Source organism: Nostoc sp. 'Lobaria pulmonaria (5183) cyanobiont' (genome assembly GCF_002949795.1).
In the GTDB taxonomy this organism is placed as follows: Bacteria; Cyanobacteriota; Cyanobacteriia; order Cyanobacteriales; family Nostocaceae; genus Nostoc.
On record NZ_CP026692.1, the window covers coordinates 3246823 to 3273070 of the forward strand.

A 26248-nucleotide genomic window follows, 5' to 3' on the forward strand; every position below is an offset into this window, starting at 1 on the left:
AGGGGAGGAAACATGACTCAAGCGGTTTTAGCGTGGTAACACCAATTGCTTGAGATGGAAAAATCCTAGTCGAGCAATGGCTTTGCCGATTGGGGTGGATGAAGAGTGCTGAGTTAAAAGACTACCCACAATGGGCGTTGCTCTTACCAAGTACATCAATTAGTGGTTCTCGATCGCCACGTTTACAGCGGGGTACTAATAATTATCGGTACAATGTGTTCCGAAAAACTCTTTCGTGAGAAATAATACTATGTTAAAAGAGGAGGAATTTACAAATATTAAGAATTACATATACACTCATACAACTGGGCGATCAGCTTAATGTAACTTTAGAAGATGGAATTCCTGCCATCACTAAATTATGATCGAATTTTGTAACCATTTGCTGTGACCTACACGATGTCTGCTAATTCTCTGCCTGAAGGTGCCGCCGTTTGGCATAGTTTAGAAGTTGATAAAGCGCTAGACCTGCTTGATAGTAACGCAGACAGCGGCTTAACACCCCAAGAAATTCAACAGAGATTACAAAAATACGGCCCCAACGAACTTGAAGAAACTGCGGGCCGTAGTGCTTGGGAAATTCTGCTGGATCAGTTCAAGAACATTATGTTGTTGATGCTGATTGGCGTAGCTCTCATTTCTGGGTTTTTAGATTTGATGGCTTTGCGGGAGGGCAGATTAAAGCCTGGTGAAGTGCCATTTAAAGATACGATCGCAATTTTAGCAATTGTTATTCTCAATGGCATACTCGGCTACGTCCAAGAAAGCCGTGCCGAAAAAGCCCTAGCAGCCTTGAAAAAAATGACTTCTCCCTTAGTGCGGGTGATCCGCGACACCAGACTGGTGGAGATAGCAGCTAAAGAACTAGTTCCAGGGGATGTAATGCTGCTAGAAGCTGGGATGCAGATAGCCGCAGATGGACGCTTGATCGAACAGTCTAATTTACAAGTACGTGAGTCGGCATTGACTGGTGAAGCGGAAGCGGTGAATAAACAGGCATCATTAAAATTGCCGGAGGAAACATCATTAGGCGATCGCTTAAATGTTGTCTTTCAAGGAACTGAAGTAGTCCAAGGACGTGCCAAGGTTCTGGTGACTAACACCGCAATGACTACAGAACTGGGTAAAATTGCTGCGATGTTGCAGGCGGTGGAAAGTGAACCGACGCCATTACAGCAGCGGATGACTCAACTGGGTAATGTCCTGGTTACAGGTTCTTTAATTCTCGTGGCGATCGTCGTCGTGGGCGGTGTCATTAAGGACGGAGGTTTTAAAAACATCCAAGAACTCTTGGAAGTTTCCTTGAGTATGGCGGTTGCTGTAGTGCCAGAAGGTTTACCCGCTGTAATTACCGTCACCTTGGCACTGGGAACCCAGCGAATGGTGCGCCAAAATGCCTTGATTCGCAAATTGCCAGCAGTGGAAACGTTGGGTTCTGTAACTACCATCTGCTCTGATAAAACCGGCACCCTGACTCAAAATAAAATGGTGGTGCAATCGATTTCCACCAATAATAAAACTTTTCGCGTCACCGGCGAAGGTTATGCTCCCACAGGAGACTTTCAGTTAAATGGTCAAAAAATTTCCCTAGAGGAGTCTCCAGAAATCTCCGCGTTATCAGTCGCCTGTGCTGTTTGTAATGACTCGGTGTTGCAAAAAGAACAAGGTGAATGGGCAATTTTGGGAGATCCGACTGAGGGGGCATTACTCACCCTGGCGGGAAAAGCCGGAATCGAAAAAGACCAGTGGAACAGTAAGTTACCTCGCGTTGCGGAGTTCCCCTTTTCCTCAGAACGTAAACGGATGAGCGCGATCGCTCAGGTGGAGGGAGTTGCCACAGGTGAAGCATTTTCGAGAGGTGTTGACCCTGCGATCGCCGGTTTTCTGCAATCTGAACCTTATTTAATGTTTACCAAAGGTTCTCCAGAGTTAACCCTGGCACGTTGCACTCAGATTCATTTGGGTAATGACACAGGCCGCTTGACCGAAGAACAACGCCAGAAAATTTTGGCAGAAAATGACCAAATGGCGAGTAAAGGTTTACGGGTGCTAGGTTTTGCCTACAAACCCCTGGTGGAGATTCCCCCAGAAGGTTCAGACGAAACATCTGAGCAAGATTTAGTCTGGCTGGGATTGGTGGGAATGCTAGATGCACCACGCCCAGAAGTCAGGGCATCTGTGCAAGAGTGCCGAGAAGCAGGTATTCGCCCAGTGATGATTACTGGCGACCACCAATTAACAGCACGAGCGATCGCTACCGATTTGGGAATTGCCCAAGAAGGCGATCGCCTGCTTACAGGTCAAGAATTGCAACGCATGACTGACCAGGAATTAGAGCAAAACGTTGACTTGGTGAGCATCTATGCCAGAGTTTCCCCAGAACACAAACTGCGAATTGTCCAAGCACTGCAACGCCGGGGTCGATTTGTGGCGATGACAGGCGATGGTGTCAACGATGCTCCAGCCCTCAAACAAGCCGACATCGGTATTGCAATGGGCATTACTGGCACTGATGTCAGTAAAGAAGCCAGTGACATGGTGTTACTTGATGACAACTTCGCCACCATTGTCAGCGCCACCAAGGAAGGCAGAGTTGTTTATACCAACATCCGCCGCTTTATTAAATACATCTTGGGCAGTAACATTGGTGAAGTTCTCACAATTGCCGCCGCACCTTTAATCGGCTTGGGAGGCGTTCCCCTGACTCCCTTACAAATTTTGTGGATGAACTTGGTGACAGATGGTTTACCAGCCTTAGCATTAGCTGTGGAACCTCCAGAACCAGATGTCATGCAACGTCCGCCTTTTAGTCCCCGCGAAAGTATTTTCGCTAGGGGATTGGGTTCTTATATGATTCGTATTGGCATCATCTTTGCCATTATTACCATTGCTTTAATGTGGTGGGCTTATCAACATACCCATGCTGCTGGGTATCAGGGAAATCCCGAAGCTTGGAAAACAATGGTATTTACTACCTTGTGTATTGCCCAAATGGGTCATGCGATCGCTATTCGCTCCAACAACCGACTGACCATTGAGATGAATCCCTTCTCCAATATCTTTGTACTAGCGGCTGTTGTCGTCACCACGATTTTGCAGCTGATGCTAGTTTATGTCCCACCTCTGCGAGATTTCTTTGGTACTCACTACCTGAATATGCAAGAGTTGGGGGTTTGTATTGGTTTCAGTGCTTTAATGTTTGTCTGGATTGAAGCGGAGAAGATATTTTTGCGGATTATGGGCAAGAAGGCCGTTTGAAAAAGTGAGGAGTTATTAGTAGAGACGCGATTAATCGCGTCTCTACAGCAGTTATGAGTTACTAAGATATGAGTTTTCAATTCCTAACTCCTAACTGCTAACTCCTAACTCTTACCTCCTCGCCCCTAACTTTTCTCTATGTACCTAAAAACTCTAAACCTCCGACAATTTCGCAATTATCAAGACCAAAAGGTTGAGTTTACTGCTGCCAAAACGATTTTGGTAGGTAATAATGCTCAAGGAAAGTCAAATTTGTTGGAGGCGGTGGAGTTACTGGCGACATTGCGATCGCACCGCATGACCCGCGATCGCGATTTAGTTCAAGAAGGGGAAGCCATAGCTCAAATTAATGCCACCCTTGAGCGACAAACAGGTGTTAGTGACCTGACCTTGACCTTGCGCCGTAATGGTCGCCGTAGCGTTGCTCTCAATGGCGAATCGATCCGCCGTCAAATGGACTTTCTCGGCGTTCTCAATGCAGTCCAATTTTCCAGCCTGGATTTAGAACTAGTACGTGGCGGTCCCGAAGGTCGCCGTAACTGGTTAGATACATTATTAATTCAACTGGAACCAGTTTATGCTCACATTTTGCAGCAGTATAATCATGTATTACGCCAGCGCAATGCCTTTTTAAAACGCCATGTAGAGACGTTAGATGCAACATCTTTACAATCAGAACTAGCGCTGTGGGATGCACAGTTAGCTACTACAGGAACTAGGGTAATTAGACGACGCGATCGCGCCATTCAAAGATTAGCTCCCATTGCTACCACCTGGCACGGCAGTATCAGTGGCAGTACAGAAATTCTCCAAATCAAGTATGTGCCTAATATTCCTTTAGAGGATAACCAGCCAGAAGAAGTACAGCAAGCTTTTTTAGCAAAAATTCAGCAGCGAGCCGTTGCTGAAATGCACCAAGGTACTACCCTTGTCGGCCCGCATCGAGACGAAATAGAATTAACTATTAACCAGACACCCGCTCGTCAATATGGTTCTCAAGGTCAGCAACGAACGCTGGTTCTAGCTTTAAAATTAGCCGAATTACAATTAATTGAAGAAGTCGTTAAAGAGCCACCATTACTATTGCTGGATGATGTTCTTGCCGAACTAGATTTATCCCGCCAAAATCAATTGCTTGATGCCATTCAAGACCGCTTTCAAACCCTGATTACTACTACTCACTTGGGTTCTTTTGATTCCCAATGGTTGAAGTCATCGCAAATTATTTTCGTGAAAGCAGGAGAATTAACAATGAAAAATTAAAAATTTATATAAAGATCAATACGCTTGGGTTAAGGGTTATTGGTGTAGATAATTGGTCTTTCAAGACACAATTTATCGCGTCTCTACATCGGGGTTTTGTTGCTCATTCTGAACTGTATTGATTTAAAGATATTTTCATCGAAATATCACGAGGCAGGTTAAAACCCCACTCCTCGTGGGTGGCTTGATTTAATTGCGAATTGCGAATTGGTTTCATACAAGAATTTATAGCATCCATCTGTATGCCTCTACTATGATTTTTTTTGATGTTTTTCTAACCTTTTAAAAACGTTGAGAACTAAAAAAGTCAGCATAGCACTGATTAATCCTAACTGCCATAAACCACAGCCAGCAGCAATTCCCAATGCAGATGAAACCCAAATAGCCGCTGCTGAGGTGAGTCCGTGAATTTCAAGTTGCTGTGATTCTTGGGAAGATTGGCGTACAATTTCTCCAGCACCAAGAAATCCTACACCAGCTGCAATCCCTTGAATCACGCGGCTAAGTGCATCAGGACTAGCAGCTTGTAGTCCTCCTGTTTGCATGATTATCAAGATAAATAAGGCTGAACCTAAACTCACCAGCATGTGAGTTCTTAAACCAGCTGGTTTGCGCCTAATTTGGCGTTCTAAGCCGATGATTGCTCCAATAAGCAATGCAGTACATAGCCGGAAGCTGATATTCAGCCAATCATCAGTTGCAAGGTAGTAAGTGTTTGCCAATGTTTAGTCTGATATGGAGAATTCTATATACTAGATTAAATCGTAATATTTTTATAAAAATAGTACAAAACTATTCTAATGTTTTATTAATGGAGTTTAATCCAATGGGTGTAGTGCAATAGCCTATCTCATATTGGGATTCTATCAATTCAGTAATGGTTTTGAAACTGAGAATTAAGATTTTCCATTATTATTAGGATTATTTTTTAATAAGATATTATTCTGGCGCATGAATGGAGATTTGCATTGTTAAATTGTGGCAGCGATCGTAATTTGGGCAAACTACATAACTTTTAAGTTTATTAAATAGTTTTTTGGCTATTTAAAATGACTTAGCCACAAAATTATACCTTAAATTTTTAGATTTAACCCATACACTCAACAATTAAATATGATACGACCATGTACAAATCGAGCAAATCAGCTATACAGCGTATTTAAAGTTACTGAAGTACACAACGATTTGTCTCAAAGCCAGGTATAAAGCCTGTTTTACTTCTGACTCCTGTTAGCGCAGCCCATTCTGAATTCTGAATTCTGCTGTCAGGAGTCTCTACCTCCTGTATTCTGCTTCAAAACCCGTAACTTTGTAATTCATGCAAAAGAAAACTGCTGTAAGTCCTAAGTACTTTCTATTCAGAAGTCAGTGGATTAACCTGATAACATACCAAAAAGAAATTGCTGTGGCTACAAATAGACAACTAACAAATTGAGTGAATAAACTCTACTGGCTAGATCAAATTAAACTACAAGACCGCGCCAAAGTAGGTGACAAAGCCTTTTACTTGAGCAAAATTATCCAGCGTGGCTATCCGGTGATGCCTGGTTTTGTAATTTCGGCGGAAATTTTGCGGCAATTTCTCGAAAATCTCAATAGTTCCGAATCATTAGTCGCTGACTTACCTTATTCTTCGTTACACCTGGATGTAACTAATTGGCGTCAACTTCAGCAGGTGGCTAGTCGCTTGCGCCAAGAAATTCTGACTGCAACTGTGGCACAGCAGTGGGTAAGTACAATTTTCCAAGCAGCTAGAGAATGGCAAACTAGCTGTTTGATTCTTCGGCCAACTTTGGCAGTATCGACTGCTAACCCAGGTATGAAGAATATATCGGGTTTGCTGGAGTCGGTATTTTGCCAGTGCGAACCGGAAGCGATCGCTTTGGCTCTAAAGTGTACCTGGAGCCAAATATTTCGGGCCAGAAGTCTATTATATTGGCAGCACTCAGGAATTAATCTCCAACAAATTAATCTCGCAGTTTTGGTGCAACCTGTTGAGAATGCGATCGCCAGTGGCTCGCTCACAACCAATTCCTCTGGGTGGAAAATTGAAGCTACTTGGGGATTAGGAATTGCGGTAGCTCAAGGCGAAGTACAGCCAGATGTTTACTACATTCAACCAGAAACTGGGGTTGTGCTTGAGCAAAAACTGGGCAATAAAATGCTGGCTTATGGTGTTGATGCAGCATCTGGAGCTTTTTCGCAACCCATACCCAACTTATTGCTAACACTAGATCGCACTTGTCTGATTACCTATCTACTTCCAGAAGCTCAACAAAAACAGTACTCTTTACAAGAAGAATACTTACAACAAATAATTTCTCTGGGAACTCAACTAGTAAGTGAACTAGGTAAAACCTTTACGATTAAATGGACTATCACTCAACAAAATACATCTGGCAAGCTCTACATCACACAAGTTAGTCCTTCACAATCTATAATTCCCCACTCACACTTCATTCGGGGACTAGGAGCAGCCGGGGGACGGGTTATAGCCACTGCCCTGGTAATTATTAATCCGCAACAGAAACCCGAACAATTACCCAAGGGAGTGATTTTAGTAGTACCAACAGTTACACCTGATTGGTTGCCCTTATTGCAACAAGTTGGTGGTATTATCACAGAACAAGGGGGATTAACCAGTCACGCGGCAATTCTGGCTAGAGAATTGGGTATTGCAGCAGTAGTCAACGTAACATCTGCCACAACTTTAATCCAAACTGGCGAACGACTGCTGCTTGATGGCGACAGAGGAGAAGTTTATCGCATCAAAGGAGACTCAAAGGAGGAGATGGACAAAGGCAGAGAAGAAAATCTTCTTTCCTCCCATCACCTTAACCCGAAAGCGCCCTATGCTTCTGTTACGTCTCATCTACCTATGATTGCTACCCAACTGCTGGTTAACTTGAGTCAGTCCACTTTAATAGAACAAGTGCAAAACCTGCCTGTGGATGGAGTGGGATTGTTGCGCTCAGAATTGATGATACTAAATATATTGAACGGGCAACATCCCAATAGTTGGATTTTAAGCGGGCGTCAGGCAGAATTGTTAGAGCTATGGTCAGAGCAGATTATGCAGTTTGCCCGTGCCTTTGCACCAAGACCAGTTTTTTATCGTTCTTTAGATTGGCGATCGCAGGATTTACCATCATTGCGTGATAGTTCAGAATATTCGCCCCAATCGATGTTAGGTGAACGCGGCACCTTTAGCTATTTACAAAATCCCGCAGTCTTTGAGCTAGAACTGAAAGCTTTGGTGAGTGTACAGCAAGCTGGCTACACTAATGTAAACCTGCTGTTGCCCTTTGTGCGGACTGTGGAAGAATTTGTCTTTTGTCGTCGCAAAGTTGAGCAAGCTCTTTTAACCGAGGTGGTGCAGTTTCAATTGTGGATGATGGCAGAAGTGCCAAGTGTCTTGTTTTTATTACCAGAATATGTTAATGCAGGTGTGGCGGGAATTTCTATTGGTACAAATGACCTGACCCAATTATTGCTAGGAGTAGATCGAGAACAAGGACAGCTAGCAAAAGTATTTAATGAACGTCATCCAGCAGTTATGGGTGCGATCGCTCAACTGATCCAAATGGCTAAAAGTGCTGATATACCTTGTTCAATCTGCGGTCAAGCACCAGCCCTCTATCCAGAAATTATTGATAAGTTAGTGGAATGGGGTATTACTTCCATTTCTGTTGAACCGGAAGCAATCGAGCGAACATATCAAGCGATCGCTCGTGCTGAGCAACGTCTAATTTTAGCAGCAGCACGCCGAAAACTGCATTAGTTAGGAATGATTCAATGATTCTAGGCGTGACAGCCATGTGTTGAAGTGGGGACACCTGCTTCGAATTACTTCTAGTCCAATTTGTTCAGCCAACTGTGGTCCAAAAGCAGACTTCGCTTTTTCATAATCAGGAAACCGAGCGATGATGCGTTTACTCGGAGCTGTCTGCTGTCCGTCGTTGATCAACTCAGGTGTCTCATATTGATTAGCGATCGCGTTAAGAGCCTCAATTTCCTTTGTGCGATCAGCATAAAGATATTCAAAGCACATTGGATCAGCAAAAAGGTATGCCTCGTATTCATGTAATTGAATGTACGGGATAAAGCGGTAATCACTGATATCCTTTGCAAACTGTTGCTCTAAAAATTCAACTCGCTCTATGGGATTTTGGCGCAAACTCTCAGACTCAGCTAATCCCGGAAAATCAGGATGGATAGCATACAAATCAATCATCGTAGTGAAGAATACATCAAGGTTACTATCTTCCTTGAGCGATCGCAGAATATCGTTTTTCATTGGCGCGTAATTGCGTCCACCGCCACGATGCACCTTCCCCTTATTCCTGGCGTGAGCGATCAGCCGAGGGTAGTGCATAAACACTTCATGTTGAGCTAAGTGCGGTTTTATCAAAGTGTCGGCGAATGTCTGCTCGGTTTGTCCTTCAGCAAATAGGTAGAGGCGCATCATTAATGTGGTCCTCCCCCAATGATATTTTTCTCCCAGACTTCTCCTAGACTGTACTCGTCGAGCCAAGTTTCTAATACTGTGGGATTGAGCCGCTTAAATTGCGACTCCTTGCCCTCTCGGTTTACCGCAATCACATCTTCTGGATCAAAATTATCTAAGAAGGAGCTCGATTGGGTGCTGATGAGGATTTGCGTATGGAGCGAAGCCTTGCTAAACAAGGCAGCCATAACATTTAGAGCATAGGGGTGAAGACCTAATTCTGGCTCATCAACAACGATGAGTTCTGGTAGTTTATCTTCTGGCTGTAAGAGCAGTGTTACAAGACATATAGCGCGTAAAGTGCCATCTGAAAATTGATGGGGTCCAAATACCCCATCAGACTCTTTTTCTTGCCAGTTCAGAATGACACGATTAGATGCATCTGGCTCAAGAACAAAGTCATGGAAAAATGGTGCAATTAAACGGATTGTTCCGATGATACGTTGATAAGCTGAAATATTTTCTTCGCGGAATTTCAGAAGTAATGCAGCTAAATTTCCGGCATCATGCATGAGCCATCGGTTATCGCCAATGTAACAGGATTGCCGCACTCCCGCTGTAGAAGATGTATCGTGAAAGTGATATACACGGCAACGATCAAGCAAGTACTTGAGAGCTTTGGCTGTTTGTTTACCTTCCTCTGCTGCTTCACTAATTTTTGTTTCCTGATGCCCTGCACCCAAGTGGTCAATTCTTGGGGATGTCCTACCCGTTTGCAGAAAGCTCAATGTCTCCTCAGCAAAGAACAGCGTATCACCAGCGGCATAGAATAACCGCAGATGATAGGTATCCACCCCGTTTTCGACTTCAAATTCCAATTTTGCTTCTATCTGAGGAGTTATCTTGGCTCCAAAGTGCAAGAGGGACTGAGCACGCCCTGACATACCGATATATTGTTGGAAGCGTCCAGCCATCATCTCATTAAGCATCTTGAAGAACGAGATGAGATTGCTTTTGCCTGCTCCATTTGCTCCAATCAAAATATTTAAGGGGCGCAACTCAATATCCATCGCCTTAATAGACTTGAATCCGTTAAGGGTTAATCGTTGCAGCCTGTTCAAAAGTCGGTCTCCTGAATTTATAAATCAAAGTATATTAAGTAGAATCTTGGTCATTTTACCTTGTTATTATGCAAGGAGCGAATAATAATCATTGTTGGTGTTGTATATAGCACATTCAACTTTATACAACACCGCGAAAATACTCAATATCGATAAATCGCTGCAACGGCTGTGCTATATGGAATTTGTTCAAAGGGAATAGCGTAAACCGTGCCACCATTTAATAAAGTATGAGCAGCAACAAAATCCAACAAATCCTCATCACCAGCTTCTTTTTCTGGGTGCAAATAAACCGTTTCTGAGGTTGGATCGAATAAACCCCACTGTTGCTGACCAACTGCAACTAGTAATGAATCCACGCGTTGGTAATAAGCTGCTGAGACAATTTCTTCAAGCTTGTTAGATGCTTTACCAGTATCACCACCAAACAATTCGTGAAATTGCTCTAAAGCATCTTGTTGCGACTTTTGAAAATCAGCCTCGACAATCGGCCAAGCTTGGTTATGTAACTCTTGGGCGCTGAGAATTTCTGGATTACCGGTGATAGCTTCATCCATCAAATGCTGGTAAGTATTTGCCTGTCTATAGAGAGGCAAGAGATACTCTACCCCAGCCAACACCAAAGGCGCTTTTTGCACTCGCAGTTTCTCGTGTAATGCGCCACCAACAATTTGAAAGAATTGGAGGATGTCTTCTTGGTGTTTATCCTTTTCAGGGCTTCCCTGTCCGTGAAACGTGCCTGGTTGCGAAAAAGTATTGCTGGTTCCCCCTTTTGATGTTGCGATGCGGAACTGGCCTTCTTTAGCAGTCTCGTCTCTTTGCAAAGCTTTATCTAGACTTTTAGGGAGATTTTCTACTCCCACTTCATTGATGCTGTAGCGTGTTCCTTCAAAGAACCTGACATCTTGTTGGCTCAAAGCCAGTATATAGAAGCGACCATTGCCATTTAAAATTGGCAGCAGTGGCTTGATGTGAAATCGGTCTGTAACCACGACCAACTCTTGAAAATCAATTGGCAGGGTATAATAGCGAAAAATATTTTCAGAAATAAAAATCGCCAGTCCTTGCTCTCCCATTTGCTCCCAAAACTCTTGGGTATCAAGTTCATGGGATTTTTCTAACAATGCGATCGCATTTTTCTCCTCCAAACCCGCATCAATTAAACGAGTCTCCGCTTCCTTGACCAAATTTTTAAAGCGAATTGGGTCTTGTCGCACTTCTGGCCCGGCTGGGTGCGTTGGCATATTAAATGGAAACACAATTTCCTTTTGGCTGTTCTATTAATGTCTTGATTTCCTCTTTCGAGATTAATTGCATATTAGATCCCTCCTATCAACATGACTAGATAGACCAAACCAGACCATCGATATTCAACGATCTGATAGGACGTTATTCTCAAGTGATGGCGGTTGAAGTTCAACCGTTTGCTTCTGAGTTTATTTCACCTCAAGGAGAGTTTAGTTGAAGGAAAGTTTAGTTGCATCTTTCTTTTGATAGGCAATATTCCTCAAGGGAATTACTAATTAAAACCCCAAATTTAAAAGCCAAAATCGCCACGTCGAATCAAATGTTTGGCGTATTAGAGTTTGTGCGTCCTGAGTTTATCCCTATTTTGCTATTTGATTGGCTAAGACCTAAAGTTACTCGTTTCATAATCCAGTACAAACACGCAAGTACCACAAAGGTGATAGCAATAATCACTAAGGGCTGTTTTCCTAGAATTTCTTCTACCCCCTTGGTAAGTACGGCATCGGGTTGAGTAATAAAATCCCAACTGTTAAAACGCAAAAATCGTCCCCAATAAACACCAACAGCACAGAGAAAATGTGTAATTGTCTCAACGCGCCAAATCCATTGGCTCTTACCGATGCGATGTAAGTAGTGACCCCAATTAATTAACGATATTACATAAGCTTCTAGTCCACTTAAAATTACTAGCAAATACAGAGGAATAAGTACTAAAGTAATCATCCACACCGATTGAATCGTGCGGATATCATCTATCAAGTGAATTACATCGGTCAACAAATACGGTGCATTTGGTAAGAAAGCATAGAAAACTAAGAATCCTAGCCACCAAAGCCAAGTGCCACCGCGCCTCATGCGAAATAGCCAGACACTCAAAGCCAAAGGTATAAAAGCCAGAAACAAATTCCAAGTCATCCAACTCATATTAATTCGCAAGACTTGCACGACTTTGGCTATCAATTCTTCTTTCATAGGTGCTTACTCGGAAGATGTTTGATTGATGTATATTCACTTTGTAGTGTTAGTGTTAACCTTAGCGATCGAGTTTTTGTAGCCTCCAAGAAAATTAATTTCCTCCAACATCAGACAAGATTTTTGTGTCAGTTAGAAGTAAATGCATACTCTTATATAGCAATCCGATTTGATTCCTGAATTACTCGTAGAGACTAAGGACTGGGGACTGGGAAGAAGGAATAAAGGTGTACTGAGTTTTTTTCAAAAATCAAATATGAGTCCTATATGTCCAAAATTTAGAGTTTTTGTGTATTTTATGCTGGAGGATGAAATTTATCAATCAATCGCCTCAAGCCACTAGTATAGCCAGAAAATCATCAGGGTAAAATATACCACCGAAAGCTAGTCTGAGCAACAAAAACGCCGCTAATAACTGATGCTGGACTTTTTTAATTGCAATATTGCCCCTGTGCTAACTATTATATTGATTTCATTTTGCCCTGCTAGAGTTCCAGAAGCACCCAAAATTTTTGTCAAGTTAGCCTTTGCTTAGGGGCGGGTGAGATGCCCACCCAACAAGAAGTAGTTGGATATTTTTTATTTGAAAGTCCCTAACTAACGCACTAGCACTCGACTACGAGGGCCGATCGCTTGTTTGGGTGAGGTGGGTATTGTACAACTCTTGGCATAATCCTGTGAACAAGCAGCTTGAGCAAGGGTTGCAGGGTTGACTACTACTTGATTGACCTCTAGAGAATTACCGTTACTGAATTCCATATTAGGTGTAGTAGAAAGTGATGGAGAATTAGATTCAGATGTATACGTTGCAGGTGTTGAGGAAGCGATCGCATTACCATCACTGACTACAGGAGCAGGAGCGATCGCATTACCATCAATTACTAATGGGGGAATGGGTGTATTACCACTACCAGTAGTTGGTGCAGGAGTTATGAGAGTTGCAGTTGCAGGTACTTTGATTTCTATTCTTGCGAGGGGTGAGTTAGTCATTTCCAAAGATGTCACCTTTGGCGAACCTGGGAGATCGGATTTGAAATCAAAGACTGTGGGGGTTGCACCACCATTGCGATTGCTTGAGCAATCCTCTGGTAGAATTCGACAACTCAGTGAGATAGAACAACTATTTCGTGGGAGTTGTAGAGAGGTGAGGTGAATGGAGGGCGATAATCGTCGGCTGAACAACTCAGCGTCTACGCACAATAAAACCATTACAGCCATATTATGAAGCGGTGCGGCGATCGCACCCTCAACAAATTAAAAATGGGCATTCTTCATCATTCAAAATCTCTGGCGTTAAGCCGCTTTGTGCGGCTCGTGTGCCAATTTCATCCATTGTCTGCCCCAATACTTTTCGGGTTTTGGGGGAAAAGGAAAGGGTTTGGATTTACCTTTAGCCCAAGCTCAGTAACCTTTCCCCAGACCAAAAAAGAGATTATTGGGTTTATCCGAAAAGTATTGCCTCCGCACCTCTGCCTATGTGCCCAATGCCCCAGATAGATTATTCTGGCTCGCTACAATACTTATTCATCTGATTCACTAACGTATCTGACTGTTTGCCAATATCTGTAGCTGTTGTCAGTGCTGAATCAATTTCGGCTCTCGCCTTTTGGATTTTTTCTCTCCCAGATTCAGAGGCTTCTGCTGTCTTGGTTGCACCAAGGGCTTTACCTGCTTTAGCGATCGCTTGACTAAGATTTTGAAAAATCTTCACAAAATCGCTTTGAAATTCTTTCAGTTTCGGATCTGTTAGCTTCAGTTCTCCAATGGATTTGGTCACAAAGTCTAAATCTTTAGATAGCTGTATGCTAGTTATTACTTGCGATCCTTTATTTTTATCAATTAGAGAAGTTCCAGCATTCACGACTCGAATCAGTCGCTGGCACTGGGAAACTTTATTGTCGCTGCAACTAGTAATGCATAAAGCAATACTTAGGCTCACAGGAGCAAGAACAGTATATTTATGTAAAACAGACATTAACACCCCAACAGCAATCAAACCCACAATATAGTATCCAATATTACGGGTAAAAGAGGTATTAGGATTAGGGGAGAGGTGATCGGGAATAATCTGTATTCTGTAACCTATAACCTATTCCCTTCTTGACTTATCCTGATCTGAAATCACCAATCTATCGGCAAACCCAACTGGTCTAAAGTAGCACCATTTTTTAACAGTGGTTGAATATCGCTGTCTATTTGAATACGATCGCCAGACAGTACCAAAGCCTGTTGAGTGTCTCTGCCTAACCAATAATTCAATGGCACAAGCGATCGCAGCTACTATTACATTCACACCAGCAGCGATTACCAGCAGCCAAGGGTAAGCGCCCTTTAGACCCACCAAACATCTGTTGCAAAGTTTCAATCATAACCCACCCAGCCAACCCAAACTCTAACTACTGCCATGTTAAAAATATTTGCTCCCAAGGCTGTAATGCCACCATCAGCAAATAGCACGGCTTGAATAATTAAAACTGTAGCCAGACATAATGTTCCTGCCTAAGGACTGCCCAAAACGATCGCAGCTAAGGTTCCCCCTAACAAGTGACCACTAGTACCTCCTGCTACTGGAAAATTGATCGTTTGGGCAGCAAAAATAAAGGCGGTGGTTAGTCCCAATATCGGGGTACGACGAATACCAAAAGCCTCTTGCGATCGCCCGAAGGCAACAAACAGCGCTGCCGCACTCGCTAAACCAGTAGTCCCTGCCACCGGAATAGAAACAAATCCATCAGGAATATGCATGATCTACCCTGTATTCTTAGAGGTTCATTTACTCAAAACAAGCAATAAAACTACGCCATCATTTTAATAACAAACAAAATTTTTCTATTTTTTGCAATGCCCTATTGAGGGATTTTATCGTGTTACTTTTGACATAATTTACAATACAGTTTTTACTAAATACTATACTTCTTGAATAACTTATTAAATTTTATTAAGCTATTTTTTTATCCCGCTAAATGTTGACAAATCTGGCCAAACAGACTGCACATATCTAGTTTCATTTGGTTGATGAAATCACTTTTAAAAACAGGTAATAGCGAAACGTTAACTTGCCTCTTACCTTATGGAGTAGTTCGCTTTTTCCAAAATCAAATAGGATTCCTATAGCTGCTCTTACAATTTAGAAATAGTTATATCTATATTCTCAAAAAAATGTTTTTATTTTTTTATTTTTCTTTGTTTTGTAGTGTTTAATTAATTCAATACTTCTTGCATCAACAAATAAGGTTTTCCTGGCGTAACAAGCTTATGCAATCAGTATTGGCACTTTATTTTTACCTTGCTGTAACAATAATAATGTATAAGCATATTTCCCAAATTTCCGATACTCTATATTAAATTACTATTTTCTATAGTATAAAAAATCGTTTAAATTTGCTTACTAAACTGTATATTTGCTGATTTAGTTTACTTATATATACTACAGAATATTGCGATAAAAACACCCAGACTTCAGTATAATATCATAAAAACAAGGGGTAAAATGTAAAATTTAGATGAGATTTGGGAAAATACTGTCAATCCTACTGTGAATCGAAGTGCGGGAATTACTAAACTTTCAGGGCATCTAACTGTAACAAAAGTATTCCTCAAGTTTTGAGTAATTAGGTTCAGTCAATAAAGTCAGCAGATGTTTGCCTCTATTTTCCACAGACTTTACACACCCCCGTTTTGCAATTTGGAATATGAAAACAAACTCATCCAACTCGCTGTTAACAGTATCAACTGGCCCGTTAAAGATTTCAGAGTTGCCTCCCAACCCCGTGGGTACAGGTGATGAATCTATTCATCTTTCTCTAGTAATTCCTACTTATAAAGAGCGTGAAAACATCAAGAATGTAGTCAACGTATTGAGTCAATTACTGGATGAATCTATTGCAGGAAAGTATGAACTAATAGTGGTAGATGATGATAGCCCAGACCGAACCTGGGAGATAGCACAATCTTTGACGACAGAATACCCCCAATTGCGGGTGATGCGACGCCAACAGGAACGGGGGCTGTCTTCAGCGGTGATTCGTGGGTGGCAAGCAGCCACAGGCATTGTGTTGGGGGTGATTGATGGAGATTTACAGCATCCACCAGAGGTACTAATACAACTGTTGCGTAGTATTGAGCAAGGAGCAGATTTGGCAGTAGCTAGCCGTCATGTAGAAGGAGGCGGTGTTAGTAGCTGGAGTGTTGTTAGGCGTTTTTTGTCTCGTGGCGCTCAGTTGTTAGGCTTGGTAATCTTACCGGGGGTATTGGGCAGAGTTTCTGACCCGATGAGTGGTTATTTTATGGTGCGTCGGAGTGCGATCGCAGGTGCAACACTCAATCCAGTCGGATATAAAATTCTCCTAGAAGTAATTGGCCGGGGAAAAGTAGACCAAGTTGCCGAGGTTGGGTATGTATTTTGTGAACGCAAACAGGGTGAGAGTAAGGTGACATGGAAGCAATATATAGATTACATCCACCACTTGGTACGATTGCGGCTTTCCACAGGGAAATTAGGACGATTGCGTAGAAAAGTCAATTTCCCAGTTGGTCGATTCCTCCGGTTTGGGTTGGTTGGCTTTAGTGGCGTATTTGTAGATATGGCAATACTTTACTTACTTAGCGATCCAACTACTTTGGCTTGGCCACTGATGCCCAGCAAAATTATTGCTGGTGAGATTGCAATTTTAAATAATTTTTTCTGGAATGATGCTTGGACATTTGCTGATGTCAGCGCTAGACAGCAAGGATGGAAGCAACGCCTGAAGCGGTTTGTCAAATTCAACACCATTTGTCTTGTTGGACTGGGATTGAATTTACTGGTATTATATTTGATATTCAATTTTCTTATTCCTAACCGTTATATTGCCAACTTTATTGCGATCGCAGTTGCTACCGTCTGGAATTTCTGGATTAATTTGAAACTTAGCTGGCGCGTCACTGATGTGAAATAATCACAACGAGGGATTTGAGATTTTGATTTTTGTTCTTAGACTTTAGAACGAACTGAAATCTAAAACGTCAAATCTACAAATCCATTCGTGTGAGGCGCGGCAATGAGAGTTCTTTTCCAAGGTGCATTTTATTTTTACAAACAAATTATCTCGTTGCTACCCGTCTACGCTATCCATTTCCTGCCTCTAACAGATAAAAACTCCAGCTCACTACGCAAGCATTGGCATAATTGGCAGACTCGCCTTCCTCCTTTCTGGGTTCATCTCTTGCCGATCTTAATCTGGTTGATTGTCGGCATCAGCTTGCGCCTAGTTAACTTGACTGCAAAGCCTCCTTGGACTGATGAGTTTGCCACCTTGGTGTTTAGCTTGGGGAATACTTTTTTATCAGTACCCCTAGATCGAGCGATCGCACTTGATATTCTATTACAACCACTGCAACTAAACCCAGCCGCTACTATTGGTGATGTCATTCACAACTTAGCTACACAAGATAGTCATCCACCACTGTATTTTGTGCTGGCTTACCTGTGGATGAAATTATTTCCCAGCGATGGAGGATTAGTATCGCTGTTTGCTGCGCGATCGCTACCAGCTATATTCGGTGCTGCCTCCATCCCGTGTGTTTACGTATTAGGTAGGGTAGCATTTCGTTCGCGATTAGTGGGACACTTAACTGCTGCCATGATGGCAGTATCACCTTATGGTGTATTTTTAGCACAAGAAGCGCGTCATTACACTTTGGCAATCTTATGGGTAATTGGTTCCCTCACCTGCTTAGTAATTGCCACACGTCATATTCAAAACCGCACACCTTTATCTATATGGGTAGCACTTTTCTGGATAGAAATTAATGCTTTAGGTATTGCTACTCATTATTTTTTCACCCTGACTCTCTGTACAGAAGTCGTAGTTTTGATTTTTCTTGCTTGGCTTCAATTGCAAACTAGCAGCAAATTTTCTCTCCTCTTCTCTCCTCCCTGGCGGCGCATCTATGCCGTTGCTATAGGTACTTGTGTAGCGGGTTTAATTTGGATACCAACCTTGTTAGAGAATAAAAATCGTGATAGTTTGACAGAGTGGATTCGAGGTTCGCGCGTTGGACTAGATTGGTTAAGCCCAATTTTTCAAGCTTTAGGAACATTGATTGCAATGATTTCCCTATTACCAGTTGAATCTTCTCAAGCTTTGGTTGTGATTCCTTCTGGAGTAGTGATGTTGACTTTCTTTATTTGGGCAGTACCAATTTTGCTGCGTGGGATAAAGATTCAACTACAGCACCCCGAAAACCGGATGATGATTCAGGTGTTTGCTGGAGTAGTTATCAGTGCGATCGCTTTATTCTTTATATTTACGTACTTTTTGGGTATTGACCTCACCAGGGGTGCTAGATATAACTTTGTTTACTTTCCGGCGATCGTTGTTTTACTAGGAGCAAGTCTGGCAGTTTGTTGGCATCCTCCCAAAGAATGGATGGAAACAGAGCCAGGGAAAAATGGGATAACAAGCATAGGTAAATGGGGAATAAACGGGAAAAAAGCCGTAATATTAATTTGGTTAATCGGATTTTTCAGTGCAGTTACAGTAATTTGCAATCTCGGCTATCAAAAATATTATCGTCCTGACCTGTTTGTGCAACTAATTCAACAAACATCCCCAACACCAGTACTGATTGCCACCACCCACAAAACTTATGTACACACTGGAGAAATTATGGGAGTTGCGAGGGAGATTAAACTTGCAAATTCACTTCAAAATCCTCTGTTTCTCCTTGCTCATCAAGATCGAGATCCGAATGCTTCCACCATTGCTTTGGAAAATACTTTAAAAAAACTACCACGACCTTTTGATCTGTGGCTGGTAAACTTTCACGCACCCGTAGCAGAAAGCGCGAACACATGTGTTATGTCTGATACTCAATCTTTGCCAACCGTAGACGGCTACGAATATGAACTTTATCACTGTCAATAAGCTGGGGAGTGGGGAGCAGAGGAGCAGGGGAAGCAAGGGGACAAGGGGACAAAAGTTAGAACTTGCAACAAGTCTTTCCCTTCTCCTTGTCCCCAAGTCCTCTTCCCAACGCCCTGCAAAAGCCTTGCACAAAACTTTTGACTTTTGACTTTTAACTTTTGACTTCCGCCTTGCGGTAATGCATCTTGTGGAAGTTCCTCAAATATCGATATCCATAGGAGACTAGAGAAAGAAGAACAAAATATATCTAACACGTTTTCAAGTAGCGAAAGCTGTAACTAGTTATAAGGAGGGTTTATGCGTGCAGTATTGATGGCAGGGGGTTCGGGAACGCGGCTTCGCCCGTTAACTTGCGATCTGCCGAAACCGATGGTGCCGATTCTAAATCGACCAATTGCCGAACATATTATCAATCTCCTCAAACGACATCAAATTACAGAAGTTATTGCGACATTGCATTATTTACCTGATGTCTTGCGAGACTATTTTCAAGATGGCAGCGATTTTGGCGTCCAGATGACCTATGCTGTCGAAGAAGATCAGCCTTTGGGTACAGCTGGCTGTGTGAAAAACATTGCTGAACTTCTTGATGAAACTTTTTTAGTTATTAGCGGTGATAGCATAACAGATTTTGACCTGACAGCAGCGATCGCATTCCACAAACAAAAGAAGTCAAAAGCTACTTTGATTTTAACCAGGGTTCCCAATCCGATTGAATTTGGAGTGGTGATTACCGATGAGGAGACACGGATTCGGCGATTTTTAGAAAAACCCTCTAGTAGTGAAATTTTTTCTGATACCGTCAATACTGGTACTTACATTCTTGAACCAGAAGTTTTGGAATATCTGCCAGCAAACATTGAATCTGACTTTTCCAAAGACTTATTCCCCTTACTACTAACAAAAGATGAGCCAATGTATGGTTACATTGCTCAAGGTTACTGGTGTGATGTTGGTCACTTAGATGCCTATCGTGAGGCTCAGTATGACGCGTTAGATCGGAAAGTGCAACTAGATTTTGCCTATAAAGAAGTTTCTCATGAGTTATGGGTAGGCCAAAATACTTACATCGATCATACGGCTGTGATTGAAACCCCAGTAGTGATTGGTGACAATTGTCGCATTGGCGCAAGAGTACAAATTGAGGCAGGAACCGTAATTGGGGATAATGTCACTATTGGCGCTGATGCTAATCTCAAACGTCCCATAGTGTGGAATGGGGCATTTATTGGCGAGGAAGCACATCTTTCTGCCTGTGTAATTTCCCGTGGCACTCGTGTAGACCGCCGCGCCCATGTATTAGAAGCTGCTGTTGTGGGTTCGCTTTCCACGGTGGGAGAAGAAGCTCAAATTAGCCCTGGTGTACGTGTTTGGCCCAGTAAAAAGATTGAGTCAGGAGCAGTTTTAAACATTAACTTGATTTGGGGAAACACCGCCCAACGAAATTTATTTGGGCAACGTGGTGTCCAAGGATTAGCGAATATCGACATCACCCCAGAATTCGCTGTGAAATTGGGAGCGGCTTACGGTTCTACTTTGAAACCTGGTTCTAAAGTAACGGTTTCGCGTGACCAGCGTAATGTCTCTCGGATGGTGACGCGATCGCTGATTGCTGGTTTAATGTCAGTAGCTGTTGACATTCAAAACCTCGATGCCACAGCTATCCCCATCGCCCGCACGGTTATACCCACAATGTCGGTAGCTGGTGGTATCCACGTCCGGGTACACCCTGATCGCCCTGACTACATTCTGATTGAATTTATGGATGCCAAGGGCATTAATATCTCCAAAGCCCTGGAAAAGAAAATTGAAGGGGCTTATTTTAAGGAGGATATGCGGCGGGCGCTAATTCATGAAATTGGCGATGTGTCTTACCCTAGCCAAGTGAATGACCGCTACTGTACTGCTTTTGAGAAACTGTTGCATGTTCATACACTCCGCAACAGCCGCGCAAAAGTGGTGATTGATTATGTTTATGCAGTGTCGGGGGCAGTTTTACCCCAAATGTTGGATAAATTTGGCGCTGATGCAGTGGTATTGAATGCCAGTGTCAATAAAACAGCGATGTCAATCACCGATCGCGAAGGATTGCTGACTCAGTTAGGTCATGTAGTGGAGGCATTAAAAGCTAACTTTGGGGTGCAAGTATCCGCTAATGGAGAACAGCTAATTTTAGTTGATGAATCAGGCTACCCAATTCGTGGGGAAATGTTAACAGCACTGATGGTAGACATGATATTAACCGCTAACCCCAGAGGAACAGTAGTTGTACCAGTTCATGCTTCCAGCGCTATCGAACAAGTTGCCCGTCGGCATGATGGCAGAGTGATTCGCACTAAAGCCAACCCTACAGCTTTAATGGAAGCTTGCCAGAAAAACCCGAATGTGGTCTTAGGAGGTAGTGGAGAGACTGGTTTTATTTTCCCGCAACTGCATCCGGGATTTGATGCCATGTTCTGCATTGCGAAGATAATTGAGATGTTGACTATACAAGAGCGATCGCTTGCTGCTGCACGGTCAGAATTGCCTCGTGTAATTCACAAGACTTATACAGTCCGTTGCCCGTGGACAGCCAAGGGTGCTTTGATGCGTTACTTGGTGGAAACTCACCCAGCGCAAAATCTAGAATTAATTGATGGAGTAAAAATCTGTCAACCCTACGATGACAGTTGGCTGTTAGTTTTACCAGATGCCAGCGAACCACTGGTGCATTTGTATGCAAATAGCAACGATCGCGAATGGGTAGATGAAACTATGAGAAACTACCGCACCCGTGTCCAGTCGTTTGTGGAAAGACAACAAGAATATCAACCAGCCGAAGTTTAATTTGTAATTCGTAATTCGTAATTGAATTCTTTAATTACGAATTACGAATTATAGCGGTTCCCATTCAGATGCGGTACAACATTATATCGTGGGGTGTAGGGGCACGGCACTGCCGTGCCCCTACAGGTGTACCTCACACAAACGAGAAGCGCTATAGCAATTACGAATTATGTTGAGGGGGTTCCAAATTATCATTGAGAACATTCCGCTAAATTTTTCTCAGCGTAATTGCAATCAAAATAAATTAAAGCTTCCCTAGTAGAGGGGAATGCTCTAGTTGTCGAGTATGGGCTACTTTCTGGACTTGCTTCATATAGCCAAACTTTCAAATAGTAATAATTATTATCATCAGTAGACCATAATTCATAACGGTAATTACCTCCTGAACCCTGACTATTTAAATAGTCAGCTAGTGCTGTATTTGATGTAGACACAAAGTTCAATACAGTCAAAACAGGAATTACGGCTAGTTTTAGTATTTGGATTAATTTCATAAATGCACAAAAAATTTACTTTCTCTAGCTTCCGCTTCCGATGTATTTTTTGTAACTAGTAATTCTTCGGAATATTGTGTGAGGCTATCGTAAGCGACTTACAAAAAGTTGGCTGATAGCCCATCCTTATTGGGGTTGAATGAACCGCCCCTAGACTTTTCGGTTTGTTTACTGAAATACTTTACAAATATTTACTTAAATTAAATAATAAAAACTGTCAATAAGTCTGATAGGATATTTTCAAGTTTATTGATATAGATAGTCATTAAGCTAGCAATATATTTCAATAAGCAAGGCAAATAGGTATCTTGGCGATCGCAAAACTATATATCAGGTGAAAATATGTCGAAAAAAATCGGTCTGTTCTACGGTACTCAAACTGGCAACACTGAATCTGATGCTGAAAAAATTCGGGATGAGTTTGGTGGTGATGCTGTAACATTACATCCCATTTATGAAGCGGATACTACAACTTTTGATGAGTATGACTTACTAATTATTGGCTCTCCCACTTGGGATATTGGTCAACTTCAGAGCGATTGGGAAGGCTTTTTCTCCGATCTGGATGAAATAAATTTTAGTGGTAAGCTGGTTGCCTATTTTGGTGATGGAGACCAATATGGCTATAGCGATAACTTCCAGGATGCAATTGGAATTTTGGAAGAAAAAATTTCCCAACGAGGCGGTAAAACTGTTGGTTACTGGCCAACAGATGGGTATGACTTTGAGAATTCTAGAGCTTTGAAAAATGGCAAGTTTGTTGGTTTGGCACTTGATGAAGGTAGTCAATCTGAGCTAACAGATGAGCGAATTAAAACTTGGGTTACTCAGTTGAAGACAGAATTTGGTTTGTAGAGATTTGGGGCGCACGGCTAGCTGTGCGCCTTTATTGAAATTGATAATTTGGAAGTTATAGGTATTTATGTCTGATTCATTTGATGTTTTATGGTTAAGTGCCAGTCCTGTTTTACAGCGTTTTGATAAACCATTACTTGAACATTTATCTAGTTATATAAATGTTGCCCAGTGGGAATACCAGCAAACCAAAGATGAAGCCAGTTGCATAGATCAAGCTGTGGATTTGGTGTATGACTTTTTAAAATCGCGCGATCGCCCCGTGCATTTAGCAGGACATGGTATAGGTGGTGCGATCGCTTTAACCTTTGCGCGTCGATTTCCTCAAAAAGTGCGATCGCTCACCCTGCTGGCTGTAGCAGCTCAACCTGCAAACAATTGGCACGCTCACTATTACTTTCAACGACAACTTTTTAGCATCAGCCGTGAGCTAGTTTTGGCAAGCAGCGTTCGCAGTCTATTTGGAAATCAACCACCTCATACCACTAAAAAGTTAGTAGCTGCTTTAGATAAAGATTTAGAACAATCTCCATCGTCCCACTCTTTATTTAAGTTGGTTTATTTACCTAAGGGTGGAGTTTCTATGCCAATGATGGTATGTGGTAGCAAGAGCGATCCTGTAGTCAATCCGCCTGCATTGCATGACTGGTTAAATTGGTTGAAGCCAGAAGATAAACTCTGGGAATGCCCACAAGGGTATCATTTTTTTCACTACTTCTATCCTCAACAGGTTGGCGAACAGATTTTGAGTTTTTGGCAATGCCACCATCCGCATCTACTGGAAGCATCTGCACTATCTTTTAGCACTTCTACAAATTAGTAACTTTGAGAGTGCGATGTCTGACGACAAGCCTTACGGCTACGCATTTGTGAAATTTGGGATGTAATGAGGTACGTTCGCCTTTGGTGTTGGTGCAGCGATCGCTAATCATTTTACCGCTAATTATTGATGTTTCATCCTCTCAAGCTGGATGTAATCATTCAGATAGGCGTTCTCGAAAATAAAGGCGATATAAATTACAAAGGCATTGAACTTTATTTTCTTTAAATTCAATTAAGCCCAGACTGCGTAATTTAAAACTTTGTGCATAATCTAAATGAACAGGAATATCACTCTTGATAACTTTTTGGAGCGCTGTTTTTAACAATATATCTTCTTCCAACAGTGAAAGATAGGGATGTAAAAAGCCTCTAAATAATCCCTCATCAGTGGGCGCAATTTTCAGAAATTGTTCTAAAGTTAAATTACCTGTGGCAATTTGATAAAGAGCAGTCCTTAATAAATAAGGATGACCATCAAGCATTCCCCTTAATTGTCCGATTTGTGTATCCGACCAATTTAATTTATGTCGTTGGACTAATTCTTTTATTTGTGTGGCGTTGAATTCTCCTATTTCAACAGATAAACCCACATTAAAGGGGGATTGGTTGACATTTAAGGAAACATATACTTCTTGAGAATGAGCAATTACTAAACGCAATTTTTGCCAGATTTCTTCGTTTTTACCGTTTTCATGCCAAGCTCGGAGTAGTGCAAAAAATTCTTGAGCAATTTCGGGATAAGGAAAAATTTTGTCAATATCATCTAAGCCTAATAGTAAGGGAGTATCAATATTTTTTAATAAATAGTCTTTTAAATAATTAGTGCAGTTAACTTGACTGCTTAAGCGTCTTTTCCAACACTGATCTATTTTATCTTCTAGCCCTAATTCATAACTCAGAGTTGCACAGAATGCCTGTAAAAAATTATTGAGATCGGTAAGATTTTCTTTACTCCATAAATTAAGAGAAACTGGGCGATAACCTTTTTGTTTACTATAGTCAAGAATGCGGCTTATTAAAGAACTTTTACCCATCTTTTGCGGCGCTTTGATGCGGATTAACGCCCCTGGTTGCAGGATGGATTCATAACATTTAATTTCCACCTCTGGACGCTCGATATAAAAGGGGGAGTTAAGAGGAACTTGACCATCAGTATTTTCAAAAATTACTGAGGAGTTGTTCTGTTTGACTTTTGATGTTGGTTGTTCAACAATGCCTAGATTAAGTAGCAATTGTTGCTTAATAAACTGACTAACTCCCTTGTAGACTAAATTCTCTGTTGATTTTGGCTTGGTGATAGAAAGATGGTCGTCATCTGTAGCGGTAGGTTGGACATCTTTGATGCCTGGGTTAGCGCTATCTGGGTCTACAACTAAAAAACCTTGAGTGGGTTTCGTTTCATAATAAACTTTTGTAGTAATTTCCAAGGAATCAACATTTTGCCGATACCACTCGTTAAGTTGACGCAGTTGGGGAATATGTGATTTCAATTCATTAACACTAACAGAGGTTCGTGCCAAAATACCAATTTTATCGACTAAGTTAGCGAGATGAGAACCAGTGTGAGGAGTGGATAGAAATACAATGCCTTTTGTTTGTTGAATAACTGCTTTCTTTTGAAAAGTCTGAGCATTACGCAGCATTTCTTTAACTAATAATCCACCCATACTATGAGCAATAAAAATTATTGGGTATTTTCCAATATCATAAACCTCTAAATATTCTTGTAAATTACTAGCTCTATCAAAGAGTGGCATTGTTGACCCTCTCCACTCAAAGGGTTCAGCTTTGTAGCCAAAAGACCAAATACCTAAATCTGGTCTTTCTTGTGCAAGCCACGTTAACCAGAAATTATCATCGTTGCGTAGTTCTTCTGGATGCCAAGTTCCTCGTGCATGACCACCTAAACCGTGAACAAAAATCACATCCCCGCACCGCTTTGGGTTGTCACATCCTGATATTTTGATTAAACCAGTCATCTCTGCGGGTTCAGGTTTTGGGGGTTTAGAAAAAATGTTAAAGGGCATAGATATT

The 26248-nt window shown here is 41.9% G+C and carries 17 protein-coding genes and 1 pseudogene; 8 read left to right on the plus strand and 10 right to left on the minus strand.

Features of this window, described 5'->3' with window-relative positions; all coding sequences use genetic code 11:
* Positions 1 to 399 precede the first annotated feature (399 nt).
* Both NLP_RS14165 and recF read left to right on the plus strand, forming a co-directional pair.
* Positions 400 to 3258 (plus strand): cation-translocating P-type ATPase, encoded by a 2859-nt coding sequence (locus tag NLP_RS14165; protein WP_104906947.1) that lies wholly within the window; start codon positions 400 to 402, stop codon positions 3256 to 3258.
* Between the two features lie 138 nt (positions 3259 to 3396).
* Positions 3397 to 4521: a DNA replication/repair protein RecF gene (recF, locus tag NLP_RS14170; protein ID WP_104906948.1), complete on the plus strand. Its 1125-nt coding sequence runs from the start codon at positions 3397 to 3399 to the stop codon at positions 4519 to 4521.
* A gap of 251 nt (positions 4522 to 4772) precedes the next feature.
* On the opposite strand, the gene NLP_RS14175 is transcribed toward recF, so the two are convergent.
* Complete coding sequence (locus NLP_RS14175; protein ID WP_104906949.1) at positions 4773 to 5243, minus strand: MgtC/SapB family protein; 471 nt, start codon at positions 5241 to 5243, stop codon at positions 4773 to 4775.
* 713 nt (positions 5244 to 5956) lie between these two features.
* Here NLP_RS14175 and NLP_RS14180 point away from each other — a divergent pair.
* The gene (locus NLP_RS14180; RefSeq protein WP_104906950.1) at positions 5957 to 8302 is read left to right on the plus strand and encodes a putative PEP-binding protein; all 2346 of its coding nucleotides are present in this window, start codon (positions 5957 to 5959) and stop codon (positions 8300 to 8302) included.
* On the opposite strand, the gene NLP_RS14185 is transcribed toward NLP_RS14180, so the two are convergent.
* The 7 genes and pseudogenes from NLP_RS14185 to NLP_RS14220 form a co-directional block, all read right to left on the minus strand.
* Positions 8303 to 8989, minus strand: coding sequence for a DUF4276 family protein (locus tag NLP_RS14185; protein WP_104906951.1), 687 nt, complete (start codon positions 8987 to 8989; stop codon positions 8303 to 8305). It abuts the gene before it with no gap.
* On the minus strand, positions 8989 to 10089 hold the full coding sequence (locus NLP_RS14190; RefSeq protein WP_104906952.1) for an AAA family ATPase: 1101 nt from the start codon (positions 10087 to 10089) through the stop codon (positions 8989 to 8991). The genes NLP_RS14185 and NLP_RS14190 overlap by 1 nt, the downstream gene beginning before the upstream one ends.
* Before the next feature lie 143 nt (positions 10090 to 10232).
* A complete protein-coding gene (locus tag NLP_RS14195; protein ID WP_442946652.1) occupies positions 10233 to 11348 on the minus strand; it encodes a baeRF6 domain-containing protein in 1116 nt (371 codons plus the stop codon).
* A 304-nt stretch (positions 11349 to 11652) separates the two neighbouring features.
* The gene (locus tag NLP_RS14200) at positions 11653 to 12309 is read right to left on the minus strand and encodes a DUF1361 domain-containing protein (RefSeq protein ID WP_104906953.1); all 657 of its coding nucleotides are present in this window, start codon (positions 12307 to 12309) and stop codon (positions 11653 to 11655) included.
* Between the two features lie 597 nt (positions 12310 to 12906).
* A complete protein-coding gene (locus NLP_RS14205) occupies positions 12907 to 13527 on the minus strand; it encodes a hypothetical protein (RefSeq protein ID WP_199784823.1) in 621 nt (206 codons plus the stop codon).
* 280 nt (positions 13528 to 13807) lie between these two features.
* A complete protein-coding gene (locus NLP_RS14210) occupies positions 13808 to 14284 on the minus strand; it encodes a hypothetical protein (protein ID WP_104909876.1) in 477 nt (158 codons plus the stop codon).
* A 270-nt stretch (positions 14285 to 14554) separates the two neighbouring features.
* Positions 14555 to 15054, minus strand: a pseudogene (locus NLP_RS14220) (energy-coupling factor ABC transporter permease); the annotation flags it as partial.
* Positions 15055 to 16001: 947 nt separating this feature from the next.
* On the opposite strand from NLP_RS14220, the gene NLP_RS14225 reads away from it, so the two are divergent.
* The 3 genes from NLP_RS14225 to NLP_RS14235 all read left to right on the plus strand — a co-directional run bounded on the left by NLP_RS14225 (position 16002) and on the right by NLP_RS14235 (position 22043).
* Positions 16002 to 17246: a glycosyltransferase gene (locus NLP_RS14225; RefSeq protein WP_104906954.1), complete on the plus strand. Its 1245-nt coding sequence runs from the start codon at positions 16002 to 16004 to the stop codon at positions 17244 to 17246.
* Between the two features lie 102 nt (positions 17247 to 17348).
* Positions 17349 to 19217: a glycosyltransferase family 39 protein gene (locus NLP_RS14230; RefSeq protein WP_234017321.1), complete on the plus strand. Its 1869-nt coding sequence runs from the start codon at positions 17349 to 17351 to the stop codon at positions 19215 to 19217.
* 297 nt (positions 19218 to 19514) lie between these two features.
* Positions 19515 to 22043, plus strand: a complete 2529-nt coding sequence (locus NLP_RS14235; protein WP_104906955.1) for a mannose-1-phosphate guanyltransferase — start codon at positions 19515 to 19517, stop codon at positions 22041 to 22043.
* A gap of 191 nt (positions 22044 to 22234) precedes the next feature.
* Here the strand turns inward: NLP_RS14235 and NLP_RS14240 are convergent, their stop codons facing one another.
* Entirely contained in the window at positions 22235 to 22537 is a 303-nt protein-coding gene (locus NLP_RS14240; protein WP_104906956.1) for a hypothetical protein, read from the minus strand.
* A 342-nt stretch (positions 22538 to 22879) separates the two neighbouring features.
* Here NLP_RS14240 and fldA point away from each other — a divergent pair, with 342 nt between their 5' ends.
* A complete protein-coding gene (gene fldA, locus NLP_RS14245; protein ID WP_104906957.1) occupies positions 22880 to 23392 on the plus strand; it encodes a flavodoxin FldA in 513 nt (170 codons plus the stop codon).
* Positions 23393 to 23459: 67 nt separating this feature from the next.
* Positions 23460 to 24212: an alpha/beta hydrolase gene (locus NLP_RS14250; protein ID WP_104906958.1), complete on the plus strand. Its 753-nt coding sequence runs from the start codon at positions 23460 to 23462 to the stop codon at positions 24210 to 24212.
* Between the two features lie 157 nt (positions 24213 to 24369).
* Here the strand turns inward: NLP_RS14250 and NLP_RS14255 are convergent, their stop codons facing one another.
* Positions 24370 to 26241, minus strand: a complete 1872-nt coding sequence (locus tag NLP_RS14255; RefSeq protein WP_104906959.1) for an AAA-like domain-containing protein — start codon at positions 26239 to 26241, stop codon at positions 24370 to 24372.
* Positions 26242 to 26248: the final 7 nt, after the last annotated feature.

Bases quoted from the DNA above. Each gene is read 5' to 3' on its own strand.
- NLP_RS14240 (WP_104906956.1), bottom strand. From the start codon at position 22,537: ATGAAATTAATCCAAATACTAAAACTAGCCGTAATTCCTGTTTTGACT.
- NLP_RS14225 (WP_104906954.1), top strand. From the start codon at position 16,002: ATGAAAACAAACTCATCCAACTCGCTGTTAACAGTATCAACTGGCCCG.
- NLP_RS14165 (WP_104906947.1), top strand. From the start codon at position 400: ATGTCTGCTAATTCTCTGCCTGAAGGTGCCGCCGTTTGGCATAGTTTA.
- NLP_RS14185 (WP_104906951.1), bottom strand. From the start codon at position 8,989: ATGATGCGCCTCTACCTATTTGCTGAAGGACAAACCGAGCAGACATTC.
- recF (WP_104906948.1), top strand. From the start codon at position 3,397: ATGTACCTAAAAACTCTAAACCTCCGACAATTTCGCAATTATCAAGAC.
- NLP_RS14205 (WP_199784823.1), bottom strand. From the start codon at position 13,527: ATGGCTGTAATGGTTTTATTGTGCGTAGACGCTGAGTTGTTCAGCCGA.
- NLP_RS14250 (WP_104906958.1), top strand. From the start codon at position 23,460: ATGTCTGATTCATTTGATGTTTTATGGTTAAGTGCCAGTCCTGTTTTA.
- NLP_RS14210 (WP_104909876.1), bottom strand. From the start codon at position 14,284: ATGTCTGTTTTACATAAATATACTGTTCTTGCTCCTGTGAGCCTAAGT.
- fldA (WP_104906957.1), top strand. From the start codon at position 22,880: ATGTCGAAAAAAATCGGTCTGTTCTACGGTACTCAAACTGGCAACACT.
- NLP_RS14200 (WP_104906953.1), bottom strand. From the start codon at position 12,309: ATGAAAGAAGAATTGATAGCCAAAGTCGTGCAAGTCTTGCGAATTAAT.
- NLP_RS14230 (WP_234017321.1), top strand. From the start codon at position 17,349: ATGAGAGTTCTTTTCCAAGGTGCATTTTATTTTTACAAACAAATTATC.
- NLP_RS14255 (WP_104906959.1), bottom strand. From the start codon at position 26,241: ATGCCCTTTAACATTTTTTCTAAACCCCCAAAACCTGAACCCGCAGAG.
- NLP_RS14235 (WP_104906955.1), top strand. From the start codon at position 19,515: ATGCGTGCAGTATTGATGGCAGGGGGTTCGGGAACGCGGCTTCGCCCG.